This is a genomic window from Paracoccus sphaerophysae, assembly GCF_000763805.1.
Lineage (GTDB): Bacteria > Pseudomonadota > Alphaproteobacteria > Rhodobacterales > Rhodobacteraceae > Paracoccus > Paracoccus sphaerophysae.
Map to the genome: position 1 here is coordinate 1 of NZ_JRKS01000079.1, position 11998 is coordinate 11998.

The following is an 11998-nucleotide window of genomic DNA, read 5'->3' on the forward strand; positions in this document are numbered from 1 at the left end:
ACGCACCCCCCATCGCCAGGCCAAAGCTGCCGGGCGGGGGGCAGGGCGGCGCTGTATCACCTCGACAACACCGACCCGTCGCGGCCCCGGCCCCGCGCGCTGACCCAAGAGATCGCGCGCGTCGTCCAGGCGCGCGCCGCCCATCCCGGCTGGATCGCGGGGATGCGGCGGCACGGGTTCCGCGGCGCGGCCGAGATCGCCGCGACGCTGGAAAACATGGCCGCCTTTGCGCATCTGGCGGGGGTCGTCGCGCCGCACCTGTTCGATGTTTTCTGGGACGCGACGCTGGGCGACGACGAGGTGACCGCCTTCCTGCAGGACGCCAACCCCGAGGCGCTGGCGGCGATGCGCGCCCGGTTCGCCGAGTTGCATGACGCCGGGCTGTGGCAGACGCGCCGCAACGCGATCCTTGCGGAACTGGGGACGGGGAAATGAGCGCCCCGGCGATCCGCGGCTGGTGCCCCGGGGCGCACCGGCCGATGCGCTCGGGCGATGGGCTGGTCGTACGGGTCCGCCCGCCCTTGGGCGAGATCACCCCGCGGCAATGCGCGGGCCTCGCCGATCTGGCAGAGCGGTACGGACAGGGCGCGCTGGAACTGACCAACCGCGCCAATCTGCAGCTGCGCGGCGTGGCCGATGCCGATCACCCGGCGCTGCTGGACGGGCTGGCGTCGCTGGGGCTGATCGACCCGGACCCGGCGGTCGAGGGGCGGCGCAATCTGGTCGTCGATCCCTTCCGCGGGCTGGGACCGGACGACCCCCAGACCCGCATCGCGGCGCGGCTGGCCGCCGGGCTGGCCGCGCCGGCGCTCGCCGGGCTGCCTGCCAAGTTCGGCTTTGTCGTCGATGCCGGGCCGCGGCGCAGGCTGTCCGAGGTCAGCGGCGATGTGCGGATCGAACGCGGGCCGGACGGCCTGATCGTCCGCGCCGAGGGCTGCGAGACGGGCCGCGCGGCGGGTTCGGTGGCCGAGGCCGTGGGCCTGGCGCTGGGACTGGCGCGCTGGTTCCTGCGGTCGGGCGGCGTGGGCGCCGATGGGCGCGGGCGCATGGCACGCCACATCGCGGCAGGGGCGGTCCTGCCCGGGGAACTCTCCGGGGCCGCCGCGCCCGGCAGCCCCGCCGAGGCGGCGCGGCCGGGGACGACGAATGGCGGCATGACCCTGGCCGCCGCGTTCGGCCAGATCGCGTCGGCCGATCTGCGGCGGCTGGCCGCTGCGGGCGCGCCGGTGCTGCGCATCACGCCGTGGCGGATGGTCTTTCTGCCCGGCGTGACCGACCCAGGCGCCTGCGCGGGGGCGACCGGTCTCATCCGCAACCCTGCCGACCCGCTGTTGCGCGTCGCTGCCTGCACCGGGGCGCCCGGCTGCCCGCAGGCCAGCGTCCGCACCCGCGATCTCGCGCGCGATCTCGCCCCCCACCTGCCGCCCGGACGTCGGCTGCACGTCTCGGGCTGCGCCAAGGGCTGCGCGCATCCCGAGCCCGCCGAGGTGACGCTGGTCGGCCGCGACGGGGCGTTTGACCTTGTCCGCAATGGCGCGCCGTGGGATGAGCCGGCGCTTTGGTCGCTGCACCCGGACACGCTAACGGACATGATCGGCAGGTAGAGATGCCCTACAACTATGAAACCGACGGCGCGGCGATCTATGCCGAAAGCTTCGCGACGATCCGGGCCGAGGCCGACCTGTCGCGCTTCGACGCGGACGAGGAACAGGTGGCCGTCCGCATGATCCACGCCGCCGGCATGGTCGGGCTGGAGCGAAGCATCCGCTTTTCGCCCGGCGTCGTTCAGGCGGCGCGGTCCGCGCTGGAGCGCGGCGCCCCGATCCTGTGCGACGCCCGCATGGTCAGCGAGGGGATTACCCGCAAGCGCCTGCCGGCCGACAACCCGGTGATCTGCACCCTGCAGGCCCCCGAGGTGCCGGAACTCGCGGCCTCGCTGTCCACCACGCGATCCGCCGCCGCGCTGGAGCTGTGGCGACCGCATCTGGCCGGCGCCGTCATCGCCATCGGCAACGCGCCGACCGCGTTGTTCCACCTGCTCGAGATGCTGGAGGACCCGGCCTGCCCGCGCCCCGCCGCCATCATCGGCTGCCCGGTGGGCTTCGTGGGCGCCGCGGAATCGAAATCCGCCCTGTGGGACGCCCGCCCCGCGCCGGCGATCATCGTCGAGGGCAGGCTGGGCGGCAGCGCCATCACCGTGGCCGCCGTCAATGCCATCGCGAGCCGGTCCGAATGAGCGCGGGGACGATCTTTGGCGTGGGCCTCGGGCCCGGCGATCCCGATCTGATGAGCGTGCGCGCCGATCGCCTGGTGCGCTCTGCCCGCCATGTCGCGTTCTTCCGCAAAGCCGGGCGCAAGGGCCGCGCCCGACATCTCGTCGATGGGCTGCTGCGCCCCGACGTGACCGAGGTCGCCATGGAATATCCGGTCACCACCGAAATCCCCGTCGACGATCCGGCCTATGCCGCGCGCCTTTCGGGCTTCTATGCGGCGATCACCCGCGAGCTGTGCGATCTGAGCCGCGCCGGCCGGGACGTGGTCGTCCTGTGCGAGGGCGATCCGTTCTTCTACGGGTCGTTCATGCATCTTCACGCGCGCCTCAGGGACCTGGCCCCGGTCGAGGTCGTCCCCGCGATCACCGGGATGTCGGCGGCCTGGACGGCGACCGGGATCCCGGTCACCTGGGGCGAGGATGTCCTGACGGTCATTCCGGGGACGATGGCGCAGGATGAACTGGCCCGCCGCATGGGCGACACCGACGCGCTCGTGGTCATGAAGATCGGGCGCCACCTGCCCAGGATCCGGGCAGCCCTGGCCGCGGTCGGCAAGCTTGACCGGGCCTGGCTCGTGGAATGCGCCAGCATGGCCGAACAGCGCGTCGTCCGGCTGGCCGAGGCGGGGGACGACGCGGTCCCCTATTTCTCGATCGTCATCGTCCACGGCGACGGGCGCCGGCCATGACCGGCTGGCTGGCCATCGCCGGTCTGGGTCCGGGGGACGAGGCGCTGATCACGCCCGAGGTCACGCTGGCGCTGGACCGGGCAACCGACCTGATCGGCTACGCCCCCTATGTCCGCCGCGTCGGCGGCCGCGCAGGGCTGGTCCGGCACGAGACGGACAACCGCGAGGAACTGGACCGCGCCCGCCATGCGCTGGCGCTGGCGACGGCCGGGCGGCGGGTCGTGGTGGTCAGCTCGGGCGATCCCGGCGTCTTCGCGATGGCCTCGGCGGTGTTCGAGGCGGTCGAGTCGGGGCCCGCCCATTGGCGCGCGCTGGAGATCCGCGTGCTGCCCGGCGTCACCGCGATGCTGGCCGCCGCCGCCCGGGCCGGCGCGCCGCTGGGGCATGATTTCTGCGCGATCAACCTGTCGGACAATCTCAAGCCCTGGGACCTGATCGCGCGCCGCCTGCGGCTGGCGGCCGAGGCGGATTTCGCGATGGCGCTGTACAACCCCCGTTCGGCATCCCGGCCCGACGGCTTCGCGCGGACGCTGAACCTGCTGCGCGAGGTCTGCGCGCCGGACCGGCTGATCGTCTTCGCCCGCGCCGTCTCGACCCCCGAGGAACGCATCCGCGTCGTCGAACTGCGTGACGCGACGCCCGAGATGGCGGACATGCGCACCGTGGTGCTGATCGGGTCGTCCGCGACGCGGCTGATCGCGCGGGACGGTGCGCCCTATGTCTTCACCCCGCGCTCGGTGCCGGCATGAGCGATCCAGTCCAGCACCGCGTCGACGTCCCCGACCTCGCGCAGATCTGGCATGGCGGGGCGGTCGATCATCAGGACCGGCAGGCCGGACGCCCGGGCGGCGGCGATCTTGGCGTAAGCCGCAGCACCGCCCGAGTTCTTCGAGACGACCAGCTCGATCCCGTGCCGCCGCAGCAGGGCCATGTCCGAGGCCGTCTCGAACGGGCCGCGATCGACGATGACCTCGGCATCCGGAAAGGGCAGCGGCGCGGCTGGCGGATCGACCAGGCGCAGCAGATAGAAATGCTGCGGATTGGCGGCGAAATCGGGCAGATGGACCCGGCCCACGGCCAGCATCACCCGCGCCCGTGGGCGACACAGGGCTGCCACCGCCGCGGCGATGTCGGGCACATGGGACCACGCATCGCCGGGCGCGGCGACCCAGGGGGGACGGGTCAGAGCGATCAGCGGGATGCCCGCCGTTTCGCAGGCCGCGACGGCGTTGCGGCTGATCGCGGCGGCGAAGGGATGGGTGGCGTCGACCACATGTGTGATGCCCTGGGCGCGCAGCCACGCCGCCAGTCCCTGCGCCCCGCCAAAGCCGCCGATGCGCATCGGCACGGCCAGCGGGCGCGGCCGGGCGACCCGGCCGGCCAGCGAGATCGTGGCCGAAATGCCCCGCCGCGCCACCGCCTCGGCCAGCAGCGCCGCGCCGGTCGTCCCGCCGAGGATCAGAAGGTTCGGGCGGATGGCTAAAGCTCCGTGGCTGACGATCATCGGTCTGGGCGAGGATGGACCGGAGGGGCTGCCCGCGGCAAGCCGCGCCGCCCTGCGCGCTGCCGAGGTTGTCCTGGGCCCGCCGCGCCACCTGTCGCTGCTGCCGGACCTGGCGTCCGAGCGGATCGCCTGGCCGGTCCCCTTCGCCGACGGCCTGCCGATCCTGCGCGCGCTGCGCGGCCGCCGCGTGGTCGTGCTGGCCTCGGGCGATCCGTTCTGGTTCGGCGCGGGCAGCGTCATCACCAGCGACCTGGCGCCCGGCGAATGGACCGCGATTCCCGTACCCTCAAGCTTTTCGCTGGCCGCAAGCCGGCTTGGCTGGCCGATCGAGTCGACGCTGTGCCTGGGGCTTCATGCCGCGCCGCTGACCCGGCTGCGGCCGCATCTTGCGCCGGGGCACAGGATGATCCTGCTGATGCGGGACGGCGCCGCCGTGGCCGAGGCGGCGCGCTATCTGACCGCGCTGGGCTTTGGCGAAAGCAGGCTCTGGGTTCTCGAGGCGCTGGGCGGGCCGCGCGAACGGGTGACTTCGGCGCGGGCGGATGACCTGCGGGGGGAAATCGCGCATCCGGTGGCGCTGGCTGTCGATGTCGCGGGTCCGGGTCGGGTCATCCCGCGTTGCAGCGGCATCGAGGACGATTTCTTTGCCACTGACGGCCAGATCACCCGACGACCGATGCGGGCGCTGGCGCTGTCGGCGCTGGCCCCGAGGTCCGGCGAGACGCTGTGGGACATCGGGGGCGGGTCGGGCTCGATCGGCATCGAATGGTGCCTTGCCGACCGCGCCAACCGGGCGACCAGCATCGAGCCGCGCCCAGACCGCGCCGCCCGCATCCGCGCCAACGCGGACCGGCTGGGCGTCGATCTGGGCGTCGTCGAAGGCCGTGCGCCCGAGGCGCTGGACGCGCTGCCGCCGCCGCAGGCCGTCTTCATCGGCGGCGGCCTGTCCGAGGCGCTGCTGGCCGACCTGCGCGACAGGCTGGCGCCCGGAACCCGGCTCGTCGCCCATGCCGTCACGCTCGAATCCGAGGCGCTGCTGGCCGCCGGGTCGGCGCGCCTTGGCGGCGAGCTGCTGCGCGTCTCGCTGTCCGCGGCCACGCCCCTGGGCGGCCGGCGGGGTTGGACGGCGGCCTATCCGGTGGTCCAGTGGCGGGTGGTGCTGTGATCGTCGCGGGGTTCGGATTTCGGCAATCGGCCACGGCCGACAGCCTCGCGGATGCCCTGGCGCGCAGCGGCGGCGCCGCCGACGCGCTGGCGACCCCGGCCGACCTGGCCGAGGCCCCGGCTTTCCGTGCGCTCGCCCGGCGGCTGCGGCTGCCCTGTCGGCCCGTCGAACCCGCCGCGCTGACCGCGCAGGCCACGTCCACGCAATCACCCGCATCGCGGGCCAGCCGGGGTACGGGCAGCGTGGCCGAGGCCGCCGCGCTGGCCGCCGCCGGCCCCGGTGCCCGCCTGCTGTCGCCCCGCGTCATCTCGGCCGATGGGCGCGCGACCTGTGCGCTGGCCGAAGGAGCATCCGGATGACGGTCCATTTCATCGGCGCCGGCCCCGGCGCGCCCGACCTGCTGACCCTGCGCGGCCGCGACCTGATCGCCGCCTGCCCAGTCTGTCTGTATGCCGGCTCGCTGGTCCCCGATTCCATCCTGACCCATTGCCCGCCTGGCGCGCGGATCGTGAACACCGCGCCGCTGGACCTGGACGCCATCATGGCCGAGATCGCCGCCGCCGACGCGGCGGGCCATGACGTTGCGCGGCTGCATTCGGGCGATCTGTCCGTCTGGTCGGCAATGGGCGAGCAGCTGCGGCGGCTTGAGGCGGCGGGGATCGCCTATACGGTGACGCCCGGCGTGCCGTCCTTTGCGGCCGCGGCGGCGGCGCTGGGGTCCGAACTGACCCTGCCGGGGATCGCCCAGTCGGTGGTGCTGACCCGGACGCCGGGGCGCGCCTCGTCGATGCCCGCGGGCGAAACGCTCGCCGCCTTCGGGGCGACCGGCGCGACGCTGGCGCTGCATCTGTCGATCCAGAACCTCGACCGCTTGGTGGCCGAGCTGCTGCCGCATTACGGGCCGGACTGCCCGGTGGCGATCGTCTGGCGGGCGAGCTGGCCCGATCAGAGGATCGTCCGCGCCACGCTCGCCACCATCCGCGAGGCGCTGCCCGAGGGGATCGAGCGCACGGCGCTGATCCTTGTCGGGCGGGCGCTGGCGGCCCAGGGCTTTGCCGAAAGCCGCCTTTATGCGCCCGACTATGATCGCCGTTACCGGCCGCGGACAGCCGATAGCCCCTGGGCCGGGTGGGAGCCGGGGGATGACTGATCGGGCACCCGGCTGGCCGCCCGGCGTCATGGTCTCTGCCCCATCGTCAGGGGCCGGCAAGACGACCGTGATGCTGGGGCTGCTGCGCGCCTTTGCCGAGGACGGGCTGGCCATACAGCCGTTCAAGTCCGGTCCCGATTACATCGATCCCGCCTTTCACCGCGCAGCCTGCGGGCGGGCCTCCTTCAACCTCGATACTTGGTCGATGGACCCGTCGCTGTTCGGGGCGATCGCCGCGCGCGCCGGGGGTGCGGATCTATGCATCGCGGAAGGCTCGATGGGGCTTTATGACGGCGTCGCGACGCGCGGCCGGATGGGCTTTGGCGCCAGCGCCGAGACGGCGCGGGCGATGGGCTGGCCGGTTGTGCTGGTGCTGGATGTCAGCGGGCAGGCGCAATCGGCGGCGGCGACGGCGCTGGGTTTTGCCCGCTATGATGCCGGATTGCCCTTTGCCGGCGTCATCCTGAACCGCGTCGCCAGCCCGCGGCACGAGCGGCTGGCCCGTCTGGGGATGCAGCACGCCGGCCTGCCGGTCCTGGGCGCGCTGCCCCGGCGCGGCGACCTGACGCTGCCCGAACGGCACCTGGGGCTGATCCAGGCCGTCGAGCACCCCGATCTGGACGCGGCCATCGCGGCCTACGCCGGGTTCCTGCGCGCCCATGTCGATCTGGCGGCGATCCGCGCCGCCGCGACCGGCCGGGCGCCGGCGCCGGGCGGGCGGCTGCCGGCTGCGCCCGCCCAGCGGATCGCGCTGGCGCAGGACGCAGCGTTTTCCTTTGCCTACCCGCATGTGCTGGAAGGCTGGCGAGAGGCGGGCGCCGAGATCCTCCCCTTTTCGCCGCTTTCCGATCAAGCCCCCGATCCCTCGGCCGACCTCGTCTGGCTGCCCGGCGGCTATCCCGAACTGCACGCCGGCCAGCTGGCGGCGGCCTCGCGCTTTCAGGCCGGGCTGCGCGCCCATGCGCAGTCGCGGCCGGTGCATGGGGAATGCGGCGGATACATGGCGCTTGGTCAGGCGCTGATCGACAAGGACGGCGTGCGCCACGCGATGGCCGGGCTGCTGGGGCTGGTAACGTCGTACGAAAAACGGCGGCTGCACCTGGGCTATCGCCGCGCCGTCCTGTTGCAGCCGATGCCGGGCCACGCGGCCGGGACGGCGTTGCGGGGGCACGAGTTCCACTACTCGACGATTCTCGACCAGCCCGACGAGCCGCTTGCCCGCGTGGCCGATGCGGATGGCAGCCCTGTCACCGAAACCGGATCGCGGCGCGGGCACGCGACCGGCACCTTCTTTCACCTGATCGCCGCGGAAAGCTGATCTGTCGGTGCCAACGCGCTTGCCTGACCCTTGGGCTTGGGTGATAGATGTCCGCGACGGTGCCGTGAACGCGGCGAAGAGGGAATAGGGTGAAAATCCCGGACTGCCCCCGCAACTGTAAGCGACGAGCCTGCCGTAATGCCACTGACCGGACGATCGGTTGGGAAGGCCCGGCACAGGCGATGACCCGCGAGTCAGGAAACCTGCCGTCACCAAGCTGACGCCGCAATTGCGGCAGGAACCGGCCGTCGGTGGGACGGCAAACGGAAAGGACAGAGAGATGCATATCGAACCCGGAATCGTGGCCGGCCCCAAGATGGCGCTTGCCCACGGAACGGCTGCGGCCGCCGCGGCCTATACAGCCCGGCTGGCCATCGATGATCTGCGCACGCACGGCCTGGCGTCGTTCGCGCTGCGCACCGTGATCGCGGCGATCGGAGTCTTCATTTCCTTCGAGGTGATGCCGCATTTCGCGGTCGGCATCTCCGAGGTCCATTTCATCCTCGGCACGACCCTGTTCCTGATCCTGGGGGCGGCGCCCGCGGCCATCGGGCTGGCGCTGGGGCTGCTCGTGCAGGGGCTGTTCTTCGCGCCGACCGACCTGCCGATGTATTTCGTCAATGTCTCGACGCTGCTGTGGCCGCTTTTCGCCATCGACGCGCTGGCCAAGCGGATCATTCCGGCCGCAACGCCCTTTGTCGATCTGCAATATCTCGACGTGCTCAAGCTGTCGCTGACCTATCAGGGCGGGATCGTCGCCTGGGTCGCGTTCTGGGCGGTGTACGGCCAGGGCTTCGGGTCGGAAAACCTGGCCGCGATCGCCAGCTTCGGTGCGGCCTATCTGCTGGTCGTGTTGGTCGAGCCGGTCGTCGATCTGGGGGCGCTGGCCATCGCCAAGGCGCTGCGGCCGGCGCGCCATTCGCCGCTCGTCGCCCGCAGGCTGTATCACGCCTGATGTCGGAAACCACCAGCGCCGGCCGCCTGTTAACGGCCGGCGACGGCCGTGACATGACCCGGCAGCCGGAGCTGTGGCTGATCGGGATCGGCACCGGCAATCCCGATCATGTCACGCTAGAGGCGCAGCTGGCGATCCGGGATGCGGCGCTGGTCATGGTGCCGCGCAAGGGCGCCGACAAGGCCGATCTCGCCGATCTGCGCCATGCGATCCTCGCCGCCAGCGGCAGCTCCGCCGCCGTGGTCGAGTTCGACATGCCCACCCGCGACGAAACCCTGCCCTATGCAGAGCGGGTGAGCCGCTGGCACGACCGGATCGCCGCGATCTGGGCCGGGACGATCGCGGCCGCCCGGCCGCAGGGGCCGGTGGCGCTGCTGGTCTGGGGCGATCCCGGTCTTTACGATTCGACCCTGCGCATCGCCGCGCGGCTGGACCCCGCGCCGCGCTTGCGTGTGGTGCCGGGGATCACCGCGCTGCAGGCGCTGACCGCGGCGCACGCCATCCCCTTGAACCGCGTCAACGGCGCCGTCACCGTGACCACCGGGCGGCGCCTGCGCGACCACGGCTGGCCCGAGGGCGCCGAGACGGTGGCCGTGATGCTGGACGGTGAATGCAGCTTTCGGCAGTTGCCGGGCGACGGGCTGACGATCTGGTGGGGCGCCTATCTCGGCATGCCACAGCAGGTGCTGGCATCCGGCCCGCTTGCGGGCACGGGCGCTCGCATCGTGGCACTGCGGACCGAGGCCCGGGCCCGGCACGGCTGGATCATGGACTGCTATCTGCTGCGGTCTGAGCCCGGCAGGATTGCCGCAGGCAACGCTACGCCGGCGTGAGGCTCATGCAGGTGCCACCAGGGTCGCCGCGTTCGGCTTCAACCGAGCCGGTTCAGATATGCCGGGGGTCCCTGACCGATGCGCGTCCCCTACGGGATTGTCGGTCGCCCCTGCTTGATCGACGGCCAAACCCTGTCATGACTGCCCGCCGGTCCCATCGGTCCAGTCTCGCCTGGCAGCTTCTGACACCGTCAAGCCGGCGCGAGGATTGCCGGCACCATGACCCACATGAGCAATCCCGCGACCGGTAGCAGGCGCGCCTGCGAAATGGACAATGCGCCCACAGCCTGTCGTTCGCCGGTCATTCCTTCCCGTCGTCGATCGGCGCGCCGCCTGAAGTACAGGACAAGATGCACCGCGGACAGGACGGCAAAGACCCACCAGGCGCCCTGGTGAAAGGCTCGCACAGCAGGGTGGGAGGCAAAACTGTCGGGGATGCCGGGGGTGTGGGGCGAAAAAGGGTCAGTAGATGGCGATAGCAAAAAGACTTTGATGCAACGCTTGGAGCAAGCAGCGCGGGACGGGTCTGATTTGCTGTCTGCCTTCGAACGTGACTGGTTGTCGTATGCGCTTGACCTTAAGCAGACTAAAGGCAGGCGTGTCTGTCGCCGACAAGCCAGGGGTGAGGGTCTGACCCGCACGCTTTATATTGAGCGTCGGCCGCCTCTATCTTGAGCCCAGACGTTCGTCCAAGTGCGGCTGGATCGGCGTCGAGACGGGTTTCTACCTCCGCGGCCGCCTCGCTGACCGCCCCCACATTGTCCCGGATCTCCGTTAGCAGCCTCGCCAGCACAGGGTCGCGGATCTCGCCGGTCCGGCTGTCGCACAGGGAGTTGATCTGTTGGTCAAGAAGTTCTTGATGCCGCCGGGCGGTCTCACGGAAAGTCTTCTGGACGGCCAGACCGCGCAGGCAGCCGCCTTCCGCGCCTTGTCCTTGGCTCCTGACACAGCGATTTGGGCGATACGGTCGGCTTCGGCGCGGGCCTTGGTCTCCGCGTCGCGAGCGGCCGTCGCGGCCCTTTGGACAGCGCTCAGCTCCTCACGCTGCACCTTCAAGGCCTGTGCCTGGCGGTCGGCTTCGTCGTGCGCCTTGCGCCGTTGTTCGGCGAGGGTGTCGAGCTCGGTCTGTTCGCGGGTCTGTCGCGCGGCGAGATCCGCCAGGACTCCAAGTGCCTCGTTACATTATGACGCAGAGCGGCGGCGACGCGGACACCGTGGGGGACAGCTGGGCGGTCTGCGATGACCAGCTTGACATCTGCGAGGCAGGCGGCGCGGTGCTGGCAACGCCGCTCTACTGGTATGAGATCATAGACTACAACGTCCACCCGGATGCCGAAGGGATCACGCTGTTTGGGCAGACCTTTGCGTGGGCGATGGCCGAGGTCGAGGCTGGTCGTCGCTGGACGATCAGCAGGCCGCGCGCAACATGGGATGCTACTACCGCGGTGCTGGTGCTGGACTTCGACAGTCTGCGCGAGGACGAGTGGCTGGTCGCCGAGGACGCCGCCAAATACACCTCCAGCGGCGGGATCGGTCTCGGGGCCGATGCGCTGGGGTTCGAGGTAATCGGCGCTTCAATCAACGCGATTGCCCTGACCTGCCACTGAACTTTCATCCAACGGCGACCGGAGCCCGGTTTTTGTTTACGCCTGTTGGCGCGGGTTGAGCAATCGCCCGGCGCGCGGAGCTTTCATCTCGCGCAGCGGGGCGGGCGATTGCGGGGTTCAGGTTCGCGGCAAACCCTACAGGGGTCTGGTAGCCCAAGGCCGAGTGGGGCCTTTCGGTGTTATAGTCGGTGACCCAGGCAGCGATCAGGTCACGGGCATGGGCGATGTTGCGGAACAGGGCCTCGTTCAGAAGCTCGTCCCGCATCCTGCCGTTGAAGCTTTCGACGAACCCGTTCTGCATCGGCTTGCCCGGCGCAATGTAATGCCATTCGACCTTGTGCTCGGCGCACCACTTCAGGATCGCGTTCGATGTCAGCTGGCGTTGTTGCGCAACTCAGCTAGCGGCGTGAGCTGCCCCTTTCCCCGCTGAACTCAGCTGACGCGAACGATCTCGGCGGTGCCGAGGGCGGAGAAGCGGTTCATGAGAGCAATGCGGATGTGGATC

General features: G+C 71.1%; 14 protein-coding genes, 1 pseudogene and 1 riboswitch. Of the genes and pseudogenes, 13 read left to right on the forward strand and 2 right to left on the reverse strand.

Annotation, left to right across the window (positions count from 1 at the left end; all coding sequences use genetic code 11):
• The 5 genes from IC63_RS15000 to cobJ form a co-directional block, all read left to right on the forward strand.
• The coding region (locus IC63_RS15000) for a cobaltochelatase subunit CobN (RefSeq protein WP_036721852.1) at nt 1–435 on the forward strand (435 nt) is incomplete at its 5' end.
• Nucleotides 432–1604, forward strand: coding sequence for a precorrin-3B synthase (cobG, locus tag IC63_RS15005; RefSeq protein WP_036721854.1), 1173 nt, complete (start codon nt 432–434; stop codon nt 1602–1604). The genes IC63_RS15000 and cobG, both read left to right, overlap by 4 nt.
• A 2-nt stretch (nt 1605–1606) precedes the next feature.
• Nucleotides 1607–2236: a precorrin-8X methylmutase gene (locus IC63_RS15010; protein ID WP_036721856.1), complete on the forward strand. Its 630-nt coding sequence runs from the start codon at nt 1607–1609 to the stop codon at nt 2234–2236.
• Nucleotides 2233–2961, forward strand: a complete 729-nt coding sequence (locus tag IC63_RS15015; protein ID WP_036721859.1) for a precorrin-2 C(20)-methyltransferase — start codon at nt 2233–2235, stop codon at nt 2959–2961. Before IC63_RS15010 ends, IC63_RS15015 begins: the two co-directional genes overlap by 4 nt.
• Nucleotides 2958–3710, forward strand: coding sequence for a precorrin-3B C(17)-methyltransferase (gene cobJ, locus IC63_RS15020; RefSeq protein WP_036721861.1), 753 nt, complete (start codon nt 2958–2960; stop codon nt 3708–3710). Before IC63_RS15015 ends, cobJ begins: the two co-directional genes overlap by 4 nt.
• On the opposite strand, the gene IC63_RS15025 is transcribed toward cobJ, so the two are convergent.
• A complete protein-coding gene (locus tag IC63_RS15025; protein ID WP_232222635.1) occupies nt 3677–4465 on the reverse strand; it encodes a cobalt-precorrin-6A reductase in 789 nt (262 codons plus the stop codon). The two genes, cobJ and IC63_RS15025, sit on opposite strands and share 34 nt — an antisense overlap.
• Between IC63_RS15025 and IC63_RS15030 the strand changes: the two genes are divergently transcribed.
• From IC63_RS15030 to IC63_RS15065, 8 genes are all read left to right on the forward strand, one after another.
• Nucleotides 4437–5630: a bifunctional cobalt-precorrin-7 (C(5))-methyltransferase/cobalt-precorrin-6B (C(15))-methyltransferase gene (locus IC63_RS15030; protein ID WP_036721877.1), complete on the forward strand. Its 1194-nt coding sequence runs from the start codon at nt 4437–4439 to the stop codon at nt 5628–5630. The two genes, IC63_RS15025 and IC63_RS15030, sit on opposite strands and share 29 nt — an antisense overlap.
• Nucleotides 5627–5989 carry a cobalamin biosynthesis protein gene (locus tag IC63_RS15035; protein WP_036721863.1) on the forward strand — a complete coding sequence of 121 codons (363 nt, stop codon included), beginning with the start codon at nt 5627–5629 and terminating at the stop codon, nt 5987–5989. Before IC63_RS15030 ends, IC63_RS15035 begins: the two co-directional genes overlap by 4 nt.
• Nucleotides 5986–6780, forward strand: coding sequence for a precorrin-4 C(11)-methyltransferase (gene cobM, locus IC63_RS15040; RefSeq protein WP_036721866.1), 795 nt, complete (start codon nt 5986–5988; stop codon nt 6778–6780). The genes IC63_RS15035 and cobM overlap by 4 nt, the downstream gene beginning before the upstream one ends.
• Nucleotides 6773–8098 carry a cobyrinate a,c-diamide synthase gene (locus IC63_RS15045; protein WP_036721867.1) on the forward strand — a complete coding sequence of 442 codons (1326 nt, stop codon included), beginning with the start codon at nt 6773–6775 and terminating at the stop codon, nt 8096–8098. Before cobM ends, IC63_RS15045 begins: the two co-directional genes overlap by 8 nt.
• A 40-nt stretch (nt 8099–8138) precedes the next feature.
• A riboswitch (cobalamin riboswitch) is annotated at nt 8139–8323 on the forward strand.
• 55 nt (nt 8324–8378) lie between these two features.
• Nucleotides 8379–9053, forward strand: a complete 675-nt coding sequence (locus tag IC63_RS15050; protein ID WP_036721870.1) for an energy-coupling factor ABC transporter permease — start codon at nt 8379–8381, stop codon at nt 9051–9053.
• Nucleotides 9054–9106: 53 nt separating this feature from the next.
• Complete coding sequence (cobF, locus tag IC63_RS15055; RefSeq protein WP_036721879.1) at nt 9107–9886, forward strand: precorrin-6A synthase (deacetylating); 780 nt, start codon at nt 9107–9109, stop codon at nt 9884–9886.
• A gap of 954 nt (nt 9887–10840) precedes the next feature.
• On the forward strand, nt 10841–11074 hold the full coding sequence (locus tag IC63_RS15060) for a hypothetical protein (protein WP_036721872.1): 234 nt from the start codon (nt 10841–10843) through the stop codon (nt 11072–11074).
• Nucleotides 11056–11493: a hypothetical protein gene (locus tag IC63_RS15065; RefSeq protein ID WP_156965517.1), complete on the forward strand. Its 438-nt coding sequence runs from the start codon at nt 11056–11058 to the stop codon at nt 11491–11493. The genes IC63_RS15060 and IC63_RS15065 overlap by 19 nt, the downstream gene beginning before the upstream one ends.
• Before the next feature lie 4 nt (nt 11494–11497).
• Here the strand turns inward: IC63_RS15065 and IC63_RS15070 are convergent.
• Nucleotides 11498–11872: pseudogene (locus tag IC63_RS15070) on the reverse strand (integrase core domain-containing protein); the annotation flags it as partial.
• Between the last annotated feature and the right edge of the window lie 126 nt (nt 11873–11998).